Below are 20,884 nucleotides of genomic sequence, written 5' to 3' on the forward strand. Positions count from 1 at the left end.
GCGGCGAGGGGGCAACCGGGCGAGGCGCCCCTCGGCGTCAACTACCGGCAGGCACCGGACAGTGGGCCGGACATCGCTCACCGGTGTCGGCCTTCTTCTCGTCCCCGAGGGAGACGAGGAGAAGGCGTAGCAGGTGGGCAAGGTGGTCCCGCTGTTCCGGAGTCATGCCTTCCATGAGTGTGCGTTCGTTGGCGATGTGTCCTTCGACGACCCGGTCGACCAGGTCCATGCCCTCGGCCGTCAGGGCGATTTTCACCTTGCGCCGGTTCTGGGCGTCCGTCTCGCGAGTGAGCAGGCCCCGGTCCAGGAGCCGGGCGACGCGATTGGTCATCGCCGCGGCTCCGATCATGCTGGCAGAGGCCAGTTCCTTGGAGCTGAGGGTGTACGGCGCACCGGCTCGTCGCAGTGTTGCCAGGACGTCGAATTCCCAGCTCTCCAGCCCCTCGGAGCGCAGGTAATCGTCGACACGCTGACCGGTCAGCCGGGCGGCACGGGACAGGCGCCCGATCACACCCATCGGGGAGGCGTCGAGGTCCGGCCGGACACGCTCCCACTGCTGAAGGATCACGTCGACGGTATCGGTCACGCCTGGCGGTTCGGAGGGCTCGCCTGCCGTGGCCTCCTTGTTCATGGTGGCCAGGATCATGGTGGCCAACTTGCCGTCGGCTGCCTGTCGTTCGTCCGTCACGCGTCGGCTGCCCTCCGCTCCTTGATCGACCGGGCCTCGGCTTCGAGGTCGAATCGTTCGACGCCAAATATTCAGAAAACTTTACAGCCCGTTCAAACGCAACGTGGACGACCGTCCGAAAGTCGCACAAAGTGCGGCGGCGCACGCGCGCCGCGCAGGTGAGAAGCGGGTTAACGGCTTCGAGGGCCCGCCGTGGCGACCGACACTTCGACGATGAATTGTTTGACGTCGATGGCTTGAATCTGCTTACGTGGTTTTGCGCCATCCAGGCGTGTGGCGTCAACGCCGGTGAAGTCCCGCCCACCCCCGCCCCCCGTCGGCTTGACGTGCACCTGACCGAAATCGAGATGTCATGTCCACATCAATTTCACGAACACTCTTTCACCCCAGTTTTGGAGTCACTTCGTCATGCCTGTGCGCATACTCGCTCTCGTCGGCAGCCTCAGAACCGGTTCGTTCAACCGACAACTCGCCGAAGCCGCGGCCAGGGTGAGCCCTGACGGCGTGACCATCGAGATCGTCGAAGGGCTGACCGAACTTCCCTACTACGACGAGGACATCGACCTCGACGGCGTCGCCCCGCGCCAGGCCGTCGCCGTGCGCCGGACCGTCGGCGAGGCGGACGCCCTCATGCTCTTCACACCGGAGTACAACGGCACGACCTCGGCCGTTTTGAAGAACGCCGTCGACTGGCTCTCCCGCCCGTACGGGGCGAGCGCCCTGTCCGGCAAGCCGACGGTCGTACTGAGCGCGACGTACGGCCAGTTCGGCGGCGTATGGGCCCAGGAAGAGGTCAGCAAGGCGCTCGGTGTCGCCGGGGCCCAGGTGATCCCTGGCGAGGGAGTCGCCGTGGGCGGAACTCAGCAGCGCTTCGCCGACACCCACCCCGCCGACGACCCCGAGATCGCGGTGCAGCTGCGCCGGGCGGTCATCAGCGCCGTCCCGCCCGTCGGCCGACTGCGGGGGGACCGACTGCAGGAGGCCTGATCGCACTGCCCCTCGTGAAAATCACCACCACTGCCCCCGGAGAGGCCCGACCATCATGACAACCGACACCGGGACGAAAGCGCTCGAAGCGCCGTTCGCCCGTACCGTGGGGACGCTGGCCCCGATCGCGATCATCCTGGCCAGCCAGGCGTACGCCACGATCTCGCTCATCCCCAACTTCGCCTCGGCCTGGCATACCAGCGACGAGGGAGCCGCCTGGGCCACCACGTCCTTCGCCATTGCCTTCGCCTTCGGCTCGCTGCTTGCCGCGCCGCTCAGTCACCGGCTCGGCCGGAGGGGCGCCCTGGTGTGGTCGATCTCCGCGATGGCCGTGATCACGATGCTGGTTCCGTTCACGGAATCGCTGCTGTCCGGATCGCTGGTCCGAGCGGTGCAGGGCGTCGCGGCAGGCGTCTTCTCACCTGTGGTCTACGCCTACTTCGGCCAGCGGCTGCCCGCCTCCCGGCTCGCCACGGCGATCACCATCATCTCCTGTTCCCTGGGCGGTTGCCTGGTCGTCGGACAGGTCGCCGCCCAGCTGCTGGAGCCGACCTTCGGCTGGCGGTCGCTCTTCTGGATCTCCGGCCCGCTGCTGGCCCTGTCGGCCGTCGCGGTGCACAAGGTGATGCTGCCCGACCTCCCCAGCCCCACCACCGCCAAGGGCTCGCCCCAGAAGGCCGAACAGTCGGCCCCCGCGCCTCGCTCCGGTCTGCTGCGCATCGTCCCCTTCCTGGTGGGCGGCGTGATCTCGCTCGGCGGTATCACCTCCGCCTACACCGCGATCCAGCTGTACGGACCCTCCGGCCTGGCCGGTGATCACGACGCCATGCTGGGACTGCGCGCCAGCGCCCTGCCCGCCCTGGTCCTCTCGGTGGTGCTGTCGCCCGTGCTCGCCCGCATCGTCCCCAAGTGGCGTGCCGCCGGGGCCCTCACGATCTGCGGTATCGGTCTGGGCACCGCCGCGCTCCTGAACGACAGCGTGGTCGGCATGGGCGCCGCCATGTTCGTCACCATGCTCGCCTCGTCCAGCGCCACTCCGGCCCTGGTGCAGTCGACCGGTGCGGCGGCAGGGGCTGCCGCCGGTACCGGGCTCGCCGTCTTCAGCTTCGTGCTGAACCTGTGCGCCGGGCTGGGCGCGCAAGTACCGGCGCTCTTCGGGGAATTCGTCCCCACAGCCCTGTGCCTCGCCGCGGCGTACCTGGTCGCGGCCCTCGTCGTCACCCTGCTCGGACCGACCGGCGCCCGGCCGCACAAGGACAAGGTCGCGGCACGCGGGGTGCCCAGCGAAAAGGCCGAACCTGTCACCCAGCACAGCTGAGTCACGTCACCGAACGTCGAGGAGATCTGCGATGACCGTCTCTCTCCCCACCTCCGGCAGCACCGCTCCGCGATCGCTGTGGGAGGACGAAACCCCGGACCTGGACGCCTACTTCGCCCGGATCGGCTACTCCGGCCCGCGCGAGGCGACCCTGGCGACACTCACCGAACTGCACCGGCGCCATGTCGGCACCATCTGCTTCGAGTCGATCGACGTGGGGCTCGACATACCCATACCGACCAGCGTCGCGGGCATCCAGGACAAGCTCGTCCACCGTGGCCGAGGAGGCATGTGCCTGGAACACAATCTGCTGTTCGCGGCCGTCCTGGAGACCCTGGGCTTCACCGTTCACCGGCACCTGGGCCGCGTCCGCCGCGGCAACACCACGGACGTCCGCTTCCGCTCCCACACCATGCTGACCGCGGAGGCCGAGGGGCGCACCTACCTCGTGGACGTCGGCTTCGGGGACGCGGGGCCGCTCCACCCCGTCCCCTTCGCGCACGGGGGCCGGACCACCGTCGGCGACTGGACGTGGCAGCTGGTCAGCGAGTGCGAGGAGACCTGGGTGCTCCGCTCGCTCCAGGTGGAGAGCTGGTTCGACGTCTACGCCTTCGGACTGGAAACCCAGGCCCCGAGCGACTTCGTGGCGTCCTTCCACTACACGGCCACCCACCCCAAGTCCGTCTTCACCGGCCACATCGTGGCCCAGCGTGGCGACGACAAGTCCCGCCACGTCCTCCGTGACCGCACGCTGCGCATACAGCATCCGGACGGCTCCACCGACGCATACGATCTCACCGCGGACCAGGCGGTGGAGGAGCTGCGCGACGGCTTCCGCATCACCCTCTCCGACGAGGAAGCCGCCGCCGTACGGGCCTTCCTCGGGTGAGCTCCCGAATGGCCTGCGGCGCCTGAGCGGCCTTACCGATCCCGGGAGAGACGGTCCGTCTCTCCCGGGATCGGCATCGGTAGGGACAACCCCTGGTCAGGGGCGGGCCGGAGGGCGGGCTTGGTGGCGGTGGGCGGCTATCGCTTCGGTGAACGCCCGGGTGAACTCCTCGCTCGCCGCGCCCGTCGTCGTATCCGTGACGACGCCCCGGTCCGCGCACACGTGCCCGTGCCCGGCGGACAGGTGCAGGCCGTCGGGGGCGAGGGCGGTGAGGAGGCCGACGCCGGAGCCGAGGGCGCCGATGGGCTTGCCGTGGCGGTAGGCGTCGCGGACGAAGCGCATGGCGGCCTCGCTGGAGGCCAGGTCGGGGGTGCCGGGGGGCCCGCCGGGCAGCAGGACGGCGTCGTACAGGACGGACGCGACGGTCGGCAGGGCGCGGGTGACCGGGTAGCCGTTGCCGTCGCTGCCGCGCACCTTGCCGTCGTGGCCCGCGAGCGCCTCGACGACGGCGCCCTCGGCGGTCAGCGCCTCCTGGGCCTGGGTGAGCTGTTCGACGTCCACGCCGTCCGTGACGAGCACCGCGACGGTGCGGGTGCGGATGGAGTGGTCGCCGCCCAGGTTGTCCAGGCTGAGGGCGGGGGAGGCGACGGGTTTGTGGTTGCCGCCGGGCGGCGCCGGGTTGGCGACGCCTATGCCCTGGGCGACCGCGGTGGCCAGTTCGTAGTCGATGTGGGCCAGCTCGCCGACCGTACGCTCCCGCACCCGCACCGCGCCGACCTTGCCCAGCTCGAAGCGGAAGGCGTCGACGATGTGCCCCCGCTCCCACTCGCTCATGCTGTTCCAGAACATGGCGGCCTGGGTGTAGAAGTCCTTGAAGCTGGGGCTGCGCTTGCGGATCTTGTCGCCGTCGACGCGTTCCGCGTAGTGCGAGTAGGCGTAGCCGTCCGCTCCGGCGATGGCGGGGCAGCCGCCGCCGAGCGAGTTGGGGGAGTAGTTGGTGCCGGTGTGGATCTCGCTCTGGTGGTAGCCGTCGCGGTGGTTGGTGCGGACGGGGGCGACGGGCCGGTTGACCGGGATGTGGGCGAAGTTGGGGCCGCCGAGCCGGATCAGCTGGGTGTCCAGGTAGGAGAAGTTACGGGCCTGGAGCAGCGGGTCGTTGGTGAAGTCGATGCCGGGGACGACGTTGGCGGTGTGGAAGGCGACCTGCTCGGTCTCGGCGAAGTAGTTGTGCGGGTTGCGGTCCAGGACCATGCGGCCGATGGGCCGGACGGGCACCTGCTCCTCCGGGATGAGCTTCGTGGCGTCGAGCAGGTCGAAGTCGAAGTTGAACTCATCTTCCTCCGGTACCAGTTGGACGCCGAGCTCCCACTCGGGGTACTCGCCTGCCTCGATCGCGTCCCACAGGTCGCGCCGGTTGAAGTCGGGGTCCCGGCCCTGGCACTCCTGGGCCTCGTCCCACACCAGGGAGTGGACGCCGAGCTTGGGCTTCCAGTGGAACTTCACGAAGGTGCCCTTGCCGCGCGCGTCCACGAAGCGGAAGGTGTGCACGCCGAAGCCCTGCATCATCCGGTAGCTGCGCGGGATCGCCCGGTCCGACATCAGCCACATCATCATGTGCATGGTCTCGGGCTGGAGCGAGACGAAGTCCCACAGGGTGTCGTGCGCGGAGGCGCCGGTGGGGATGTCGTTCTGCGGCTCGGGCTTGACCGCGTGCACGAAGTCGGGGAACTTGACGCCGTCCTGGATGAAGAACACCGGCATGTTGTTGCCGACCAGGTCGTAGTTCCCCTCCGAGGTGTAGAACTTCGTGGCGAAGCCGCGTACGTCGCGCACGGTGTCGGCCGAGCCGCGCGGCCCCTGCACGGTGGAGAACCGTACGAAGACAGGGGTGCGCACGGAGGGGTCCTGGAGGAAGGCGGCCTTGGTGAACTCCGCGCAGGACTCGTACGGCTCGAAGTACCCGTACGCCCCCGCGCCGCGAGCGTGCACCACCCGCTCCGGGATGCGCTCATGGTCGAAGTGCGTGAGCTTCTCGCGGAAGTGGAAGTCCTCCATCAGCGTGGGCCCGCGCTCGCCCGCCGTGAGGGAGTCGTCGGTGTGGTCGACCGCTACCCCCTGGTCGGTGGTCAGCGGCCCTTCGGCGGGGTCGGGGGCCAGGTGCGCCTCGCGCTGCCGCTCCTTGCGGTCCGGCTGTTCCGTCATCACGCCGCTCCCTTCCGCGCCGAGCCCGCGGCCTTCGCGAACTCCTCCACAAAGGCCTCGTCGAACGCCTTGAGGTCGTCCGGTTCACGGCTGGCCTGGATGCGGCCGGACGCCGCGGTCCGCCCGGCGGGTAGCCAGCAGGACGGCACCGAAACCGCTCACAGCACCCGGTACGGCGTCGCCGTCTCATGGCGGAACGACATGCCGTGTCCCGGGGCGCCGCTCACCCCGGGCCGCACCGCGCCGCCGGTGGGGTCGAGGGCGCCGGTGAAGAGGGTGGACTCGATGCGCGCGTGGTCGTGGAACCATTCGAGGTGGCGCAGGTTCGGTACGCACGCGCCCGCGTGTGCGTGGGCGTGCGGCGCGCCGTGCGCGGAGATCTCCAGCCCCATGGCCTCGGCGAGGGCGGCGGCGCGTAGCCAGACGGTGAGCCCGCCGCAGCGGGTGGCGTCGGCCTGGAGGCAGTCCACGACCGGTGCCAGCCGCGCGAAGTACGGCAGCAGGTAGCCGTACTCGCCCGCCGTGACATCGCAGACCACCAGGTCACGGACGATCCGCAGGCCGTCCGGGTCGTCGGAGGAGACCGGCTCCTCGAACCAGCCCACGCCACTCTCGGCGAGCGCGTGGCCCATCCGCACCGCCTGCTTGCGGTTGTAGGCGCCGTTCGCGTCCACGTACAGCTCGGCGTGCGGGCCGATCGCGTCGCGTGCGTGGCGCACCCGGGCGAGGTCGCGTTCGAAGGCCCGGCCCCAGGCCTCGCCGATCTTGATCTTGACGCGTTCGATGCCCTGGCCGTGCACCCAGCCGGTCAGCTGGGTGGCCAGATGGGTGTCGTGGTACGTGGTGAAGCCGCCGGAGCCGTAGACCGGTACGGTCTCGTGCACCGCGCCGATCAGCCGCGTCAGCGGCAGCTCCAGCAGCCGCGCCTTGAGGTCCCACAGCGCGATGTCCACCGCGGAGATCGCGCAGGACACCAGCCCCGGCCGCCCCGCGTTGCGCACGGCGCGGCCCATGGTCTCGTTCGTTCCCGCGATATCCATGGGGGAGCGGCCCAGGACATGGTCGCGCAGCAGGTCCCGGACCACCGACCCGGCGCCGGCCGGGGCGTACGTCCAGCCGAGGCCGGTGGTCGTCCCGCTGCGCGCCTCGACCACCACGACGGTGGTCTCGTCCCAGGCGTACGTGCCGTCCGCCTCGGGGGCGTCGGTCGGCACCGTGTAGGCCGTGACGTCCAGCCGGTCGACTTTCACCCTGTGTCCGCCTTCACGGTGTGCCCGCACTCATGTGTGGTCGCCGCCGGTCTTCTTGCCCCGGTGCGGCAGGTACTCCTGCACCTTCGCCTTCAGCCCCTGGCGCACCATGCCGGCGCGGTCCGGGTCGCCCTTGACCATCGATTCGAGCGTGGCCTCCATCTGCTCCCAGGTCGCGTGCGGCGGGATCGGCGGCACGGCCGGGTCGGTCAGGAACTCGATACACACCGGGCCGTCCGCGGCCAGCGCCTCGCGCCACGCCGGCTCGACCTGTTCGGGCTTCTCCACCCGGATGCCCCGCAGGCCGAGCGATTCGGCGAACCGCGCCGAGGACACGTCGGGGATCTCCTGCGAGGGCAGGAACTGGGGTGCGCCGCCCATCGCCCGCATCTCCCAGGTCACCTGGTTGAGGTCCTGGTTGTTCCAGACGGCGACTATCAGCCGCGGATCGTCCCACGCGTGGCGGTACTTGGCCGCGGTGATCAGCTCCGCCATGCCGTTCATCTGCATCGCGCCGTCCCCGACGAGCGCCACCACGGGCCGGTCCGGCTGCGCGAACTTGGCGCCGATCGCGTACGGCACCCCGCTGCCCATGGTGGCCAGCGTCCCGGACAGGGAGCCGCGCATCCGGCCGCGCATCCGCACATGGCGGGCGTACCAGTTGGCGACGGAGCCGGAGTCGCAGGTGAGGATCGCGTCGTCGGGCAGCAGCGGGCTCAGGCAGTGGGCCACGTACTCGGGGTTGATGGGCTCGGCGGACACTTCGGCGCGCCGCTCCATCACCTCGTCCCAGCGCCGTACACCCGCCGTGATCTTGTCCTGCCAGTCGCGGGACTCCTTGCGGCGCAGCATGGGCAGCAGCCGCAGCAGCGTCTCGCGCGCGTCGCCGACCAGGTTGACCTCGTACGGGTAGCGCATCCCGATCATGTGCGGGTCGAGGTCGACCTGCACCCCGCGGACCTTGCCGAACTCCGGCAGGAACTGGGCGTAGGGGAAGCTGGAGCCGATCGTCAGCAGGGTGTCGCAGTCGCGCATCAGCTCGTACGAGGGGCGGGTGCCCAGCAGCCCGATGGGCCCGGTGACATACGGCAGGTCGTCGCTGAGCACATCCAGCCCGAGGAGCGCCTTGGCGATGCCCGCGCCGAGCGTGTCGGCCACCTGCCGTACCTCGGCGCGCGCCCCGGCGGCGCCCTGGCCGACCAGGATGGCGACCCGCTCGCCCGCGTTCAGCACCTCGGCGGCGCGCTCCAGCGCGCTGCTGGAGGGCACCGCGGACCAGCCGCTGCGGTCCAGGCTGGAGGGCACCATCTTGAACTCGTGGGTGGGCGGGGTGTACTCCAGCTCCTGGACATCCGCCGGGATGATCACGGCGGTGGGGGCGCGCCGGGCGTAGGCGGTGCGGATGGCCCGGTCCAGGACGTTCGGCAGCTGCTCGGGGACGGTGACGGTCTCCAGGAAGTCGGAGGCGACGTCCTTGTACAGGCTGTGCAGGTCGACTTCCTGCTGGTACGAACCGCCCATCGCGCTGCGGTGGGTCTGGCCGACCAGCGCCACCACGGGGACGTGGTCCAGCTTGGCGTCGTAGAGCCCGTTCAGCAGGTGGATGGCGCCCGGTCCCGAGGTCGCCGCGCAGACGCCGAGGCGGCCGCTGAACTTGGCGTAGCCGACCGCCTGGAACGCGGCCATCTCCTCGTGCCGGGCCTGGATGAAGCGGGGTTCGTTCTCCGCCCGCCCCCAGGCGGCGAGCAGTCCGTTGATGCCGTCGCCGGGGTACCCGTAGACATGCTCGACGCCCCACTCGCGCAGCCGGGCGAGGACGTAGTCGGCGACTGTGGTGGTCATGTCGGTCACTCACTCCTGTGGGGTGGCTCGGGGATGTGGCGTGCCCGGGGGGCGCGGGACGCCCCCCGGGGGATGGCTCAGGGGGTCAACCGGCCAGCTGCGGCAGCACCTTGGTGCGGTAGAAGTCGAAGAAGCCGCGCTGGTCGGGGCCGATCTGGTTGACGTAGACGGTGTCGAATCCGGCCTCGGCGAACGCGGACAGCGCGCCGATATGGGCGTCCACGTCGTCGCCGCAGGTCACCTTGGACGCCGTCCGCTCGGGCGTGACGAGTTCGGCGGCCTGCTCGAAGTGGGCCGGGGTGGGCAGCGTCGTCAGCAGCCGGCCGGGCAGCGACTCGACCGCCCACAGCCGGTGTGCGGTGCGCAGCGCCTCGCCGGCGTCCGGGCCCCAGCACACCTTCAGACCGCCGCGTACGGGTTTGTGGTTGCCGCTCGCACCGCTGCCGCGCCGGAACCGCTCCACCAGCTCCGCGTCGGGGGACATGGTGATGAAGCCGTCGCCGACCCGCCCGGCCAGCGCGCCGGCGGCCTCCCCGGACGCGGCGATGTCGATGGGCACCGGCTCGTCGGGAACGGTGAACAGCCGGGCGTTCTCCACCGTGTAGTGCTTGCCGTGGTGGTCGACCCGGCGCCCCTCGAACAGCTGACGCATCACCATCACGGCCTCTTCCAGCATCTCCAGCCGGATCGGGGCCGGGGGCCAGCGGTCGCCGAGCACATGCTCGTTGAGGGCCTCACCGCTGCCCACGCCCAGCCGGAACCGGCCCTCCAGCAGGACCGCGCTGGTGGCCGCCGCCTGGGCGACGATGGCGGGGTGGATGCGGAACGTCGGGCAGGTGACGGCCGTCTGCACGGGCAGCGAGGTGGCCTGGGCCAGCGCGCCGATCACCGACCAGACGAACGAACACTGCCCCTGCGCCTCGTTCCAGGGGTGGTAGTGGTCGGAGATCCACAGCGAGGTGAACCCCGCCTGTTCCGCCATCCGCGCCTGCTCGATCAGCTCGGCGGGACCGTGTTCCTCGGCGGCCAGGAAATAGCCGTACTCGGTCATCGGACCCTCCTTGAGCGCGGATGCGAAGCCACGGGTAACCGGCGCGCAGGGAAGAAAACACAGCGGGAAGGCTTGGTCGGCCTTGTTTGGCAGGGTCTCGGACGGGCACGCGATCAATCAGTGCTTCGGACCGGAGGCACGCCACGGGAGCAGCACGGCTGCGCGGGGCGTGTCCTCAGTGTCGCCCCATTTGCCCGTTTTGCTCCCACGGTGACACACCTTAGCCCAAGGGAGGCACGGGCGCATGACAGCCGTACGAACGCACCCGCGGCAGACACACCCGCGGCAGGTACACCCCCGCCAGGCACATTCCCGCAAGCCCAGGCACGCGCACGGCGACGCCCCCGACACCACCGACCGGTTCCGCCGCATCGCCGCCCTGCCGGACGGCCCGTCGAAGGAAGCCCTGCGCCAGGACGTCGTCCGCGCGTGGATGCCGATGGCCGAACGGCTGGCCGGGCAGTTCCGCAACCGCGGCGAGGCCGCCGAGGATCTGCGCCAGGTCGCCATGCTCGGCCTGGTCAAGGCAGTCAAGGGGTACGACCCGGACCGCGGCACGGCCTTCGAGAGCTACGCCGTGCCGACGGTGGTCGGCGAGGTCAAGCGCCACTTCCGCGACCACCTGTGGGGCCTGCACGTCCCGCGCCGGGTCCAGGAACTGCGCAACCGGGTCCGTACGGCAGTCCAGGAGCTGACCCGCACCCCGGACGGCCGCACGCCGGGCGTCGCGGAGGTCGCCGCGCACACCGGGATGAGCGAGGACGACGTCCGGGCCGGGATGGAGGCGCTGGAGAGCTACAGCACGCTGTCCCTGGACGCCGAACTGCGCGGCGCCGACGACGGATACGCGCTCGTCGACACCCTCGGCTCGGCCGAGCCCTCCTACGACCGCGTCGTCCAGCGCGAGGCGCTCAAGCCGTGCCTGGCGGCCCTGCCCGAACGCGAACGGCGCATCCTCTACCTGCGGTTCTTCTGCGACGAGACGCAGGGCCGCATCGCCGACCGGATGGGCATCTCCCAGATGCATGTCTCCCGGCTGATCAGCCGCACCTGCGAGCGCCTGTGCGACGAGGTCGACGATGTCGACCAGGTTGACGATGATGACCAGGCCGCACAGGCCGACGAAGTCGACCAGGCCGCACAGGCCGCACAGGCCGACGCGGAAGCCGCCTGACGCCGTCCGCCGCTCAGGCGTCCCGGACCCGGGGGCGGGTGAGGGCGAGCGCGATGTGGCGGGAGAGGCGGTCCGCCGCCCCCGCCTCCGCCATCTCGAAGGCGCTCCGCCCGCCCGTACGGAACAGCGTGAGCGCGCCGACCACCGGGGACGTGGGCGAGACCCGCAGCGGGATGCAGAGCAGCGAGGTGACCTCCTCCCGGACGAGCACGGGCGCGCCCGTGGAGTCCCGGCCGAAGGCGTTCGCGTCGGGCGGGCTCACCCGCAGGGCCGAGACCCCGTCGTCCAGCGCGTCGGCCACCAGCGGGCAGTCGGCCGGGTCCTGGCCGGCCAGCGACGCCGTACGCTCCCCGGCCGCCTCGGCCGGGCCGAGCACCACCATCCGGTGCGGCGCTCCGGTGGCGTCCGTGGCCAGGTCGGCGATCACCCAGTCCGCGAACCGGGCGTGCAGCAGCTCCGCCGCCCGCCCGAGCACCTCCTCCGGGCCGCTGCCCGCGAGGGTGACCCGCAGCAGGGCGGTCGCCATGTCGTCGACCAGGTCCAGCAGTTCGGCGTGGCGCGTCACCTCGGCCAGATCCGGTTGCGCGAACGCCCCGTCCAGGGGGTCCCTGCCGTCCCTGCTGTCCTGTTCCGCGGTCCTCGGCACCGGGAGCGTGGCCGAGGAGGCGGCCACCGGGGCGCCGCGGTCGGGCTGGAAGGCGGCCAGCACCGCGGGCTGCGGCTCGCCCGGCGGCCGCAGGGCCGCCAGTGTCACCCGCAGCGAACCGTCCCACCCCGGCTGCGACAGACGCACCGTCAGACTGCGCCCGCCCTCCCCACGCGCCACCGCCGCGACCTGCGAACGCAGCGCCGCCTGCCCGTCCCGGCGCAGCGACGACGTCAGCGGGCGGCCGGTGGCGTACCCGGCGCGGGTGTTGAACAGCTGGGTCGCGGCGAAGTTCATACGCCGTACGACGGACTCCCGGTCGAGTAAGACGACGGGGATCGGCAGGCGCTGGAACAGAGCGCGCAGCAGCTGCTGTTCATGCGGGTCGGCCCGGCCTCCAGGGGGGACGCGGCTGGCCGCGGCCAGCTCCTCGTAGCGTGGCCACAGCACGTCCACCACGTGCTGAAGCTCGAAAAGAGCGGCGTCCAGTACGGACAGCCGCTCTTGCGAGGGAAGTGCCCTCGCCGTTCTCAGTTCATCGACACGTCTGCGGAAATCCGTGAGATCCGCACCAAAATCCTGCGCCCGGGACATGCGCACACCGTAGCGGGACCGGCTATGGGGCACCGGCCGGGTGTTGTTTTCCGCGCAAGGCAGCGGGAAGCCGAACGAAACAGGACCCCTGCTGCCCTACCGAGGGAAAGGACCGGAATCGGCGATGCCGGAACGCTCGTACAGCCGTCCGCAGTGCCAGACCGACGCCCCGTCGCTCGGCCGGGGCCTCGCGGAGCTCGCGGAACAGGCCGCCTCGTGCACTCCGGCCAGCTGCGGGGCCACCGCCACGGCGCTCCTTCCCCAGGACGCGTCCCTCGGCGTGGAGGACGACCGCACGACCGCCGCCACCCACCCCGACCTGTCGGCGCTGGTGTCGGTGCAGATGATGTCGGGCGAGGGCCCGATCCTGGCCGCCCTGGACACCGGCCGCCCGGCGGGCGCCGACGATCTGCTGCACGATGTGCGCTGGCCGCGCTTCCGGGCCCGGGCGCTGGACGCGGGGGTGCGGTCCAGCGCGACGCTGCCGTTCGAATGCGACGGGCTGTCGGTGACGATCTCCCTCTACGGTCTGCGGCCCGGCTCCCTGGAGAAGGCGGCCCAGGGCGCCACCGAGCTGCTCGGCGACCTCACCACCGAGAGCCTGGCCCGGGACCGCCTGTACCAGGCCGCCCTCGTCCAGGTGGATCAGCTGGACGCCGCGCTGCGGTCACGCCCGGTCGTCGACCAGGCGTCCGGGATCGTGATGTACGTGCTGGGGTGCGACGCCGACCGCGCCTTCGACCTGCTGCGCCGGACCTCGCAGCGGACGAACCGCAAGCTGGTGGAGCTGGCCGAGACGGTCGTACGGACCCGCGGCCGCGGCCTGGAGCGCCAGCTGATCGCCCTGGACCAGGACGGCGCCTCCTAGCCGGCCCCTCCGTTCGTGATCGTCCCGACGGCTGAGTGTCGTCCCCCGCCGCCGCCACCGCGGATCTGCGAAGGTGGACAGGTCGGCACACACGTGCACACATGACGAAAGGTGTGGACGCATGCAACGGCAGTGGACCGCACCGGCCCCGGCCGACCGGGACGACGGCGGGCTGCCGGTCCTCCCGGAGCTGGCCGCCTGCTTCGCGGCGGCCGCGGACCGGGTCGCGCCGGAGCCGGTCGGCGGCTCCGCCGACCTGCGCACGGCCGCCTGCGGCTACTGGGCGCGGCGCGGGCTGTGGACCGACCCGGCGCATGTCGTGGCCGCCCCCGGCGCCGAACCGCTGCTGCTCGCGCTGCTCGCCTCGGCCCCCGGCGGCGATGTCCTGCTGCCCCGCCCCTGCGCCGCCTGGTACGAGCCGCTGGTGCGGCTGGTGGACCGGCGCGGCCACCACGCCCCGGTACCGGCCGAGTGCGGCGGGCTGCCCGATCCGTTCGCGCTGCTGGAGACCGTCCGCCGGGTCCGGGCCGAGGGCGGGGTGCCGCGCATCCTGCTGCTGTCCGTCGCCGACGACCCGACCGGCACCGTGGCCCCGCCCGAGCTGCTGCACGAGGTGTGCGAGGCGGCGGTGGCCGAGGGGCTGCTGATCGTGAGCGACGAGACGTGGCGGGACACCGTGCACCATCGGCACGGCACGGTGCTGCTGAGCCCGGCCGAGATGGCACCTGAGGACGTGGTCGTGCTCACCGACCTCGCAGGCGCCTTCACCCCGGTCGGCTGGCCCGCCGCGGTGGCCCGCTTCCCGGCCACCGAGCGCGGGGACGAGCTGCGCGCCCGGGTGCTGTCCACGCTCACCGCCGTACGGGGCGGGCTGCCCGCGCCCGTCTCGGTGGCCGCCGCGTACGCGCTCACCGAGCCCGAGCCGGTCCGCGGCCGGATGGCCGCCGCCGCCCGCGCGCACGGGGCGGTGGCGGCCGCGGCGTACCGGGCGCTGACCGCCGTCGGCGCGCTCTGCCGCCCGCCGCGGGCAGGCCGTCAGCTGTACGCGGACCTCGACGAGCTGCGCGGGGTGCTGGCCGCCCGCTCCCTCACCGATTCGGTGGAGTTGGAACGCGAACTGGCCCGGCGGCTGGGCCCGGCGGTGGCCGGTGGCCACCGGTTCGGCGACCCGCCGCACACCCTGCGGGTCCGGCTGGCGACGCTGCCGCTGCTCGGGGCGTCGGACGAGCTGCGGCTCGCCGCGCTGGCCGCCCCGGACCCGCTCGAACTCCCCTCGGTGGCGGAGGAGTTGGCCGCCTTCGAGGCGGCGTTCCGGGACCTCGTCCGGGCCGGGGCGCCGTGACCGGCCGACCGTGAAGGGAGCGCCTCCATGACCGACCAGGCCGAACCCACCGAAGCGGACGAGGGCCGGGGCGCGCCCCTCCCGCCCCGGCCGCCCCGCGCGGGCCCGCTGACTCCCGTCGCGCCCCTGCCCCCGACCCCGCCGCTGCCCGCCCCGCGGCCGCTCGGCGAGGTCCGCACCTGGCCGCGGTCGTATCTCCACCGGCTCACCTCCCCGCTGCCCGGGGTGCGCGCCCTCGCCCGGCTGGCCCGCGAGGGGCGGCTGCGGCCGCCGGTGGAGTCGCTGCGCCAGATCCCGGACCTCCCCTTCGCCCCCGAGCCGCTGCCGCCGATCGGCCCGGCACAGACGGCGCTGACCTGGGCGGGGCATGCGAGTTGGGTACTGCGGACCGGCGGACTGACCGTGCTCACCGACCCGGTCTGGGCCCGCCGAATCCTCGGCACCCCGGCCCGGGTCACCCCGCCGGGGGTGCGCTGGGAGGATCTGCCGCCGGTCGACGCGGTGGTCATCAGCCACAACCACTACGACCACCTCGACGCCCCCACCCTCAAGCGGCTGCCCCGGGCCACGCCGCTGTTCGTCCCGGCCGGGCTGGGCGGGTGGTTCCGGGCGCGCCGGTTCACCCGGGTGACCGAGCTGGACTGGTGGGAGGCGGCCGAACTGCCGGGCGAGGGCGGCCCGGTCCGCTTCGACTTCGTCCCCGCGCACCACTGGAGCAAGCGCACCCTGACCGACACCTGCCGCTCGCTGTGGGGCGGATGGGTCGTCACCGCGCCCGGCGGGCAGCGGGTGTACTTCGCGGGCGACACCGGCTACGGCCACTGGTTCCGGGAGATCGGCCGCCGCTACCCGGGCATCGACCTGGCGCTGCTGCCGATCGGCGCGTACGAACCGCGCTGGATGCTCCGCCCGGTGCACACCGATCCCGACGAGGCCGTACGGGCGTATCAGGACCTCGGGGCGCGCACGCTCGTCCCCATGCACTGGTCGACGTTCCTGCTCTCCGCCGAACCGCCGCTGGAGCCCCTGCACCGGGTCCGCGCCGCCTTCGAGGCGACGGGCCGTCCCCGCGAGGAGCTGTGGGACCTGCCGGTCGGCGGCTCCCGGGTGCTCGAATAGCGGGCACACCGGGCCCCAAAGGGCGTGCAGGGCAAGAGGTGCGATAAGTGGCGAGTAGTGCATACCACCCATAACTTCCTGTTCATGCGCACACGAAAGCTTCGCTACGTCGCGGGCCTCACGGCCGCGCTCGCCATCGAACTCACCCAGCTGCCGGGCGCCCACGCCGCCCCGGCCCCCACCGTGCACACCGTCAAGCCGGGCCAGTCGATCCAGGCCGCGGTGAAGGCGGCCTTGCCCGGGGACACCATCCGGCTGCGGGCCGGGGTCTACCGGGAGAACGTCCAGATCACCAAGACCCTGACCCTGCGCGGCGCGGGCCGGACGACCGTCCTCACCGCCCCCGACACGGCGTCGGCCAACGCCTGCGGCAAGGCCGGACACGGCGTCTGCGTCACCGGTACGGCCCAACACCCCGTCAGGAATGTCCGCATCCGCTCGCTGACCGTCAGCGGCTTCCCCAAGAACGGCATCTGGGGCTCCCGCACCGTCCGGATGGACGTACGCGACACCCTCGCCGAGAAGAACGGGCAGCAGGGCATCGGCCAGCAGCTGTCCACCCGCGGCGTCTTCGTCCGCAACGTCTCCCGCAACAACAAGGAGTCGGGCATCTTCCTGGCGAACACCGTCGACGCCGAGGGCGGCGCCACCGACGCCAAGGGCACCCGGGTCGCCGAGAACCGGCTCACCGGCAACCGGATCGGCGTCGTGGTGCGCCGGCTGCGGAACCTGACCGTCGAGCAGAACACCGCGGCCGGCAACTGCGGCGGGGTGTTCGTCGTGGGCGACGAGTCCAAGCCGCGCGCCGGGGACCTGACGATCGCCCACAACGCCGTCCAGGCGAACAACTCCTACTGCGCGCCCAACGCCCGGCTGCCGTTCATCCAGGGCGCGGGCATCGTGCTCACCGGCGCCGAGACCACCCGGGTGACCGGCAACCAGGTGCACGACAACGTCGGCACCTCGCCCATGTCCGGCGGGATCGTGCTGTTCAAGAGCGTCGTCGGCATCGCCAACAGCAAGAACGCCATCAGCCGCAACGTGCTCACCGGCAACAAGCCCGCCGACATGGCCGACCGGGACAAGGGCCCCGGCAACGTCTTCACCGGCAACGTCTGCACCCTGTCCGTGCCCACCGGCCGTTGCTGAGAGGCGGCGTCATGACCACCACTGCCACTCCGGCCCCCGGCGCCCCGGCGCCCGAGGGCGGGGCCCCCGACACCCCGGCGGCCGCGCCCCAGGCGGCGGCCATGCAGCTGCGGGAGATCGCCTTCGGCGCCGCCCGGGCCGCCGCCGTACGCGCCGCCGCCCGGCTGCGCGTCGCCGACGCGCTGGGGGAGCAGCCCACCTCCGTCGGTGAACTCGCCGCCGCGGTGGACGCCGAACCCGACCCGCTGTGCCGCCTGCTGCGCGCCCTGGCCTGCTGCGGGATCTTCGCCGAGACCGACGACGGCCGCTTCGTCCACACCGAGATGTCACGGCTGCTGCGCGAGGACGCCCCGCACAGCCTGCGGTACATCTCCCTGTGGTGCACCGAGCCGTGGACCTGGGAGGCCTGGCCGCGGCTCGACCGGGCGGTGCGCTCCGGCGGCATCATCTTCAACGACCTCTACGGCAAGGACTTCTTCACCTATCTGCACGAGGACGCGCCCGAGTCGGCCGTGGTCTTCGACCGGGCCATGACCACCTCCAGCCGGCAGTCCGCGGCCGATGTCGCGGCCTTCGCCGACCTCGACGGGATCAAGGAGGTCGCCGACATCGGCGGCGGCCAGGGCCATGTGCTGGCCAGCCTCCTGGAACGGCACCCCGATCTGCGCGGCACCCTGCTGGACCTGCCGCAGGTGGTGGCGGGCGCCGACCCCCGGCTGCGGGACGGCGGCGCGCTCGCGGACCGGGCCACACTGGTGCCGGGCGACTGCCGCCGGGAGATCCCGGTGCGGGCCGACCTCTACATCATCAAGAACATCCTGGAGTGGAACGACGAGAACACCCGCCGCACCCTGGCCAACGTGGTCGCGGCCGCGCGGCCGGGCGCCCGGGTCCTCGTCATCGAGAACCTCATCGACAACAGCCGCTCCTCGTTCACCACGGCCATGGACCTGTTCCTGCTGCTCAACGTGGGCGGCCGCAAGCACACCACGGACAGCCTGGTGGCGCGGATGACCGAGGCCGGGCTGAACGTCACCGAGAGCCGTCCCGTCAACTCGTATCTGCACGCCATCGACAGCACGGTGCCCGGCTAGCCGCCGGTGCGCGACGCAACGCGACGAAGGTGCCCGCACCCGCGGGCACCTTCGTGGTTTCGGCGCTTCGTGAGGTCGCCGCGTCCGTGGGCGGCTCAGGCCCAGCGGAACGAGCTGAGGTGGGCGAACGCCACCACGTTCGCCGTGTAGTCCTTAGCGGTGTGGTCGTAGGCGCCGCCGCAGGTGATCACGCGCAGCTGGGCGTCGTTGGTGTCCCCGTACACCTGCCGGTCCGGGAAGTCCTTCTTCTTGTAGGTCCGCACCTTGTCGACGACGAACGTGGCGAGGATGCCGTCGTCGCGGGTGATGGTCACCTTGCCGCCCGCCTTCAGGGAGCTGAGCATCGAGAACACCGCGGGGCCGGTCTTGGTGTCCACGTGCCCGGCCACGATGGCGTTGCCGCGCTCACCGGGGGAGGGGCCGGCCTTGTACCAGCCGACGAGGTTGTTGTCGGTGTCGGGCGGCGGGATCAGCGTTCCCTGCGGGTTGAGCGCCAGCGCGGTGAACGGGGCGCTCACGCCGATGGAGGGGATATCCAGCTGGTTCGGGGTCGACGGCGGCAGCGCGGGCCCGGGCCGGGAGGCGGGCTTGGCCGCCGGTGCCTGCGCGTCGGGCCGCTCCTCCGGGGGCACCTCCGCCGTCTCCGGCTGCGTATCCGCGTCGGAGGCGGTGACCGAGGGCGTGGCCGGTGCCACCGGGGAGGACTGGGAGGACGCGTCGACCGAGTTGTAGATCAGGAAGACACCGATGAGAGCCGACGCCGCGGCCCATCGGAGCGTGCGGGTGTTGCCGTCATTACCGCCCTGCTTGTCCTTTTTGCCCATGCGGGTGTTCGCCTTTCTCACAGCGCCCGTCCGTGGCGCTGCCGTGGCACCTCCGCCGAAGCGAGCGGTGGTGCCACGGCAGCACGGGTTCTTTCAGAAGCGTCAGGCTCAGATAGCGGTGCCGGACGGCTTGCGGCGACGCAGGGCGTAGGCGCCGGCGCCGAGACCACCGAGGAGCAGAACCGAACCGGCGGCCATGCCGCTGCCCGTGGAGGCCATGCCGCCGCCACCGGTGTGGACGCCGCCCTTGGGCTTCTCGTGGCTCTTCCAGGACCCGCCGTCCCAGTCGCCGCCCTTCTTGCCCGACCAGTCGTGCTCGCGGGGCTCCTCGTCCTTGCCCTTGCTGGGGTCGCTGGACCAGTCGTGCTCGCGGGGCTCCTCGTCCTTGCCCTTGCTGGGGTCGCTGGACCAGTCGTGCTCGCGGGGGCCCTCGTCCTTGCCCTTCATCTCTTCCTTGCCGTGCTCTTCCTTGCCCTGCTCTTCCTTGCCGTGGTCTTCCTTCTGCTCCTTGTCCTTGTCCTTCCAGGAGCTTCCGCTCTGACCGTAGCCGTCCTCGGAGGACTCCTGGCTGCTCGAGTACCCGCCGTGACCACCCGGGTCCGAGACGTCGGCAGCGAAAGCGGCGGCGGCGGGGGCGCCCAGGGTCAGGGTGGCGGCAATCGCCGCCCCGGCGAAGAGTGCGCGAGTAGATCGCATGAGTCATTCCTTCCGGCACCGGCGCGATTACTGACCATTTGCCAGACAAAGGGATCGCGTCGGCGTCTTAACCACCGTCAGCGAAGAGGAGCCCCGCTGCCACCTGACGCGGCCAGCAAATCTGACGGATGTAAGCTTTCCGAGTGGAGTTCGGCCTCTGGATCACTCCGTTGCCGCGCGAATGGGCTGATGGTCATTCATCTGATTGGCCGACAGGCATTTTGACGCCTTCGGGGACCTTTTCCCAAAACCTTCGGGGGCCTCTCCCGAAACGCCGGAACCGGCTTCCGCGATGTGCGGCAGCCGGTTCGAAATCAGCCTGTCGATAAGCGGGCCGGGCCCTTGCCCGGCCCGGTTCCTAGCGCTCCCAGCGGTAGAACTCGTTCGCCATGGCGTCCTTCGGCTCACGCCAGGTCGCCGGGTCGTAGGCCTCCACGTACGCCGACAGCCGCTCGCTGATGGTGCGGAACTCCGGATGGCCGACCACCCGCGCGACCTCGGGCCCCGGCGGATTGTCGGCCTCGATCAGATGCAGATACACATCGCCGAACTGGAACAGACTCCGGCCGCGCACACCTATCAGATGCGGCAGTTCCCCATGGCGGTCGGACGCGTCGAAGACGGCGGCTATGTCCTGCGCCGCGTTCTCCTTCATCCGGGCCACGATCAGTTCACGGTGCATTTCCTCACGCCCCCACCCGCGCGCGTGCGCGCTGCTCGATCTTGTCCCGGATCAACTCCATCTGGATTTTGGAGTTTCGGTTGATGTGCTCGGTCATTCCGGCGTCGTCGACCGGTGCGTCCGGCTTCATCTCGAAGTCCTGGGTCCAGCGCATCCGGGTGCCATCCGACTCCTCCTCGTACTCCCAGCGGATGTTCATGAAGGCGAACGGCCCGGTCTCCACCCGGCGCGCCCAGACCGTGCGCACGTCGCGGGCCGTCTCGCGCTCGGAGACCCAGCTCCAGACCTTGCCGTTCTCGTCGGGGTGCATGGTCAGCCGGAAGGTGGTGGTGTCGCCGTTCCGCTGGAGCACCTCCAGCGACGCGTACTCGCTGAACAGGTCCGGCCAGTTCTCCAGGTCGTTCGTCATGTCCCAGACGAGGTCCAGAGGGGCCTTGATCAGGATCTCGTTGTCGGTGTGGCCGGTCAT

The 20,884-nt window shown here is 71.5% G+C and carries 20 protein-coding genes; 9 read left to right on the forward strand and 11 right to left on the reverse strand.

Annotated features, from left to right (window positions below; genetic code table 11):
- Nucleotides 1-37 precede the first annotated feature (37 nt).
- On the reverse strand, nucleotides 38-688 hold the full coding sequence (locus ABZ370_RS27305; RefSeq protein WP_358625766.1) for a MarR family transcriptional regulator: 651 nt from the start codon (nucleotides 686-688) through the stop codon (nucleotides 38-40).
- 408 nt (nucleotides 689-1,096) lie between these two features.
- On the opposite strand from ABZ370_RS27305, the gene ABZ370_RS27310 reads away from it, so the two are divergent.
- From ABZ370_RS27310 to ABZ370_RS27320, 3 genes are read left to right on the forward strand one after another with little or no spacing between them, the layout of a single operon-like run.
- The gene (locus ABZ370_RS27310) at nucleotides 1,097-1,675 is read left to right on the forward strand and encodes an NAD(P)H-dependent oxidoreductase (protein WP_358625768.1); all 579 of its coding nucleotides are present in this window, start codon (nucleotides 1,097-1,099) and stop codon (nucleotides 1,673-1,675) included.
- Between the two features lie 55 nt (nucleotides 1,676-1,730).
- The gene (locus ABZ370_RS27315) at nucleotides 1,731-2,993 is read left to right on the forward strand and encodes an MFS transporter (protein ID WP_358625770.1); all 1,263 of its coding nucleotides are present in this window, start codon (nucleotides 1,731-1,733) and stop codon (nucleotides 2,991-2,993) included.
- Between the two features lie 31 nt (nucleotides 2,994-3,024).
- Nucleotides 3,025-3,882: an arylamine N-acetyltransferase gene (locus tag ABZ370_RS27320; RefSeq protein WP_358625772.1), complete on the forward strand. Its 858-nt coding sequence runs from the start codon at nucleotides 3,025-3,027 to the stop codon at nucleotides 3,880-3,882.
- Between the two features lie 96 nt (nucleotides 3,883-3,978).
- Here ABZ370_RS27320 and ABZ370_RS27325 read toward each other — a convergent pair whose 3' ends face one another.
- From ABZ370_RS27325 to ABZ370_RS27345, 5 genes are all read right to left on the reverse strand, one after another.
- The gene (locus ABZ370_RS27325; protein ID WP_358625774.1) at nucleotides 3,979-6,084 is read right to left on the reverse strand and encodes a catalase; all 2,106 of its coding nucleotides are present in this window, start codon (nucleotides 6,082-6,084) and stop codon (nucleotides 3,979-3,981) included.
- Nucleotides 6,084-6,233, reverse strand: coding sequence for a hypothetical protein (locus ABZ370_RS27330; RefSeq protein ID WP_358625776.1), 150 nt, complete (start codon nucleotides 6,231-6,233; stop codon nucleotides 6,084-6,086). The genes ABZ370_RS27325 and ABZ370_RS27330 overlap by 1 nt, the downstream gene beginning before the upstream one ends.
- Before the next feature lie 9 nt (nucleotides 6,234-6,242).
- Entirely contained in the window at nucleotides 6,243-7,334 is a 1,092-nt protein-coding gene (locus ABZ370_RS27335) for an enolase C-terminal domain-like protein (RefSeq protein WP_358625778.1), read from the reverse strand.
- A gap of 30 nt (nucleotides 7,335-7,364) precedes the next feature.
- The gene (locus ABZ370_RS27340; RefSeq protein WP_358625780.1) at nucleotides 7,365-9,176 is read right to left on the reverse strand and encodes a thiamine pyrophosphate-requiring protein; all 1,812 of its coding nucleotides are present in this window, start codon (nucleotides 9,174-9,176) and stop codon (nucleotides 7,365-7,367) included.
- A gap of 85 nt (nucleotides 9,177-9,261) precedes the next feature.
- Complete coding sequence (locus ABZ370_RS27345) at nucleotides 9,262-10,227, reverse strand: TIGR03557 family F420-dependent LLM class oxidoreductase (RefSeq protein WP_358625782.1); 966 nt, start codon at nucleotides 10,225-10,227, stop codon at nucleotides 9,262-9,264.
- A gap of 244 nt (nucleotides 10,228-10,471) precedes the next feature.
- Between ABZ370_RS27345 and ABZ370_RS27350 the strand changes: the two genes are divergently transcribed.
- Nucleotides 10,472-11,401, forward strand: coding sequence for a SigB/SigF/SigG family RNA polymerase sigma factor (locus ABZ370_RS27350; protein WP_358625784.1), 930 nt, complete (start codon nucleotides 10,472-10,474; stop codon nucleotides 11,399-11,401).
- Between the two features lie 13 nt (nucleotides 11,402-11,414).
- On the opposite strand, the gene ABZ370_RS27355 is transcribed toward ABZ370_RS27350, so the two are convergent.
- Nucleotides 11,415-12,506, reverse strand: a complete 1,092-nt coding sequence (locus tag ABZ370_RS27355; protein WP_358625786.1) for a PAS domain-containing protein — start codon at nucleotides 12,504-12,506, stop codon at nucleotides 11,415-11,417.
- Between the two features lie 259 nt (nucleotides 12,507-12,765).
- Here ABZ370_RS27355 and ABZ370_RS27360 point away from each other — a divergent pair, with 259 nt between their 5' ends.
- The 5 genes from ABZ370_RS27360 (at nucleotide 12,766) to ABZ370_RS27380 (ending at nucleotide 18,213) form a co-directional block, all read left to right on the forward strand.
- Nucleotides 12,766-13,509, forward strand: a complete 744-nt coding sequence (locus tag ABZ370_RS27360; RefSeq protein ID WP_358625788.1) for a GAF and ANTAR domain-containing protein — start codon at nucleotides 12,766-12,768, stop codon at nucleotides 13,507-13,509.
- A 121-nt stretch (nucleotides 13,510-13,630) separates the two neighbouring features.
- Complete coding sequence (locus tag ABZ370_RS27365; RefSeq protein ID WP_358625790.1) at nucleotides 13,631-14,851, forward strand: aminotransferase class I/II-fold pyridoxal phosphate-dependent enzyme; 1,221 nt, start codon at nucleotides 13,631-13,633, stop codon at nucleotides 14,849-14,851.
- 27 nt (nucleotides 14,852-14,878) lie between these two features.
- Complete coding sequence (locus ABZ370_RS27370; RefSeq protein ID WP_358625792.1) at nucleotides 14,879-15,970, forward strand: MBL fold metallo-hydrolase; 1,092 nt, start codon at nucleotides 14,879-14,881, stop codon at nucleotides 15,968-15,970.
- An 84-nt stretch (nucleotides 15,971-16,054) separates the two neighbouring features.
- Nucleotides 16,055-17,119 (forward strand): right-handed parallel beta-helix repeat-containing protein, encoded by a 1,065-nt coding sequence (locus ABZ370_RS27375; RefSeq protein ID WP_358625794.1) that lies wholly within the window; start codon nucleotides 16,055-16,057, stop codon nucleotides 17,117-17,119.
- A 101-nt stretch (nucleotides 17,120-17,220) separates the two neighbouring features.
- A complete protein-coding gene (locus ABZ370_RS27380) occupies nucleotides 17,221-18,213 on the forward strand; it encodes a methyltransferase (protein ID WP_358625883.1) in 993 nt (330 codons plus the stop codon).
- A gap of 95 nt (nucleotides 18,214-18,308) precedes the next feature.
- On the opposite strand, the gene ABZ370_RS27385 is transcribed toward ABZ370_RS27380, so the two are convergent.
- From ABZ370_RS27385 to ABZ370_RS27400, 4 genes are all read right to left on the reverse strand, one after another.
- The gene (locus ABZ370_RS27385) at nucleotides 18,309-19,037 is read right to left on the reverse strand and encodes a class F sortase (protein WP_358625796.1); all 729 of its coding nucleotides are present in this window, start codon (nucleotides 19,035-19,037) and stop codon (nucleotides 18,309-18,311) included.
- A gap of 108 nt (nucleotides 19,038-19,145) precedes the next feature.
- Nucleotides 19,146-19,733, reverse strand: a complete 588-nt coding sequence (locus ABZ370_RS27390) for a hypothetical protein (RefSeq protein ID WP_358625797.1) — start codon at nucleotides 19,731-19,733, stop codon at nucleotides 19,146-19,148.
- Nucleotides 19,734-20,091: 358 nt separating this feature from the next.
- Nucleotides 20,092-20,415 carry a TcmI family type II polyketide cyclase gene (locus tag ABZ370_RS27395; RefSeq protein WP_358625799.1) on the reverse strand — a complete coding sequence of 108 codons (324 nt, stop codon included), beginning with the start codon at nucleotides 20,413-20,415 and terminating at the stop codon, nucleotides 20,092-20,094.
- A 4-nt stretch (nucleotides 20,416-20,419) separates the two neighbouring features.
- Entirely contained in the window at nucleotides 20,420-20,884 is a 465-nt protein-coding gene (locus ABZ370_RS27400; RefSeq protein WP_358625801.1) for an SRPBCC family protein, read from the reverse strand.

This window comes from Streptomyces sp. NPDC005962 (assembly GCF_040629205.1).
Taxonomy (GTDB): domain Bacteria; phylum Actinomycetota; class Actinomycetes; order Streptomycetales; family Streptomycetaceae; genus Streptomyces.

Coding starts and splice junctions, on each gene's coding strand:
- ABZ370_RS27390 (WP_358625797.1), bottom strand. CDS start 19,733: ATGCGATCTACTCGCGCACTCTTCGCCGGGGCGGCGATTGCCGCCACC.
- ABZ370_RS27370 (WP_358625792.1), top strand. CDS start 14,879: ATGACCGACCAGGCCGAACCCACCGAAGCGGACGAGGGCCGGGGCGCG.
- ABZ370_RS27340 (WP_358625780.1), bottom strand. CDS start 9,176: ATGACCACCACAGTCGCCGACTACGTCCTCGCCCGGCTGCGCGAGTGG.
- ABZ370_RS27320 (WP_358625772.1), top strand. CDS start 3,025: ATGACCGTCTCTCTCCCCACCTCCGGCAGCACCGCTCCGCGATCGCTG.
- ABZ370_RS27350 (WP_358625784.1), top strand. CDS start 10,472: ATGACAGCCGTACGAACGCACCCGCGGCAGACACACCCGCGGCAGGTA.
- ABZ370_RS27400 (WP_358625801.1), bottom strand. CDS start 20,884: ATGACCGGCCACACCGACAACGAGATCCTGATCAAGGCCCCTCTGGAC.
- ABZ370_RS27395 (WP_358625799.1), bottom strand. CDS start 20,415: ATGCACCGTGAACTGATCGTGGCCCGGATGAAGGAGAACGCGGCGCAG.
- ABZ370_RS27380 (WP_358625883.1), top strand. CDS start 17,221: ATGCAGCTGCGGGAGATCGCCTTCGGCGCCGCCCGGGCCGCCGCCGTA.
- ABZ370_RS27310 (WP_358625768.1), top strand. CDS start 1,097: ATGCCTGTGCGCATACTCGCTCTCGTCGGCAGCCTCAGAACCGGTTCG.
- ABZ370_RS27365 (WP_358625790.1), top strand. CDS start 13,631: ATGCAACGGCAGTGGACCGCACCGGCCCCGGCCGACCGGGACGACGGC.
- ABZ370_RS27315 (WP_358625770.1), top strand. CDS start 1,731: ATGACAACCGACACCGGGACGAAAGCGCTCGAAGCGCCGTTCGCCCGT.
- ABZ370_RS27345 (WP_358625782.1), bottom strand. CDS start 10,227: ATGACCGAGTACGGCTATTTCCTGGCCGCCGAGGAACACGGTCCCGCC.
- ABZ370_RS27325 (WP_358625774.1), bottom strand. CDS start 6,084: ATGACGGAACAGCCGGACCGCAAGGAGCGGCAGCGCGAGGCGCACCTG.
- ABZ370_RS27385 (WP_358625796.1), bottom strand. CDS start 19,037: ATGGGCAAAAAGGACAAGCAGGGCGGTAATGACGGCAACACCCGCACG.
- ABZ370_RS27375 (WP_358625794.1), top strand. CDS start 16,055: ATGCGCACACGAAAGCTTCGCTACGTCGCGGGCCTCACGGCCGCGCTC.
- ABZ370_RS27360 (WP_358625788.1), top strand. CDS start 12,766: ATGCCGGAACGCTCGTACAGCCGTCCGCAGTGCCAGACCGACGCCCCG.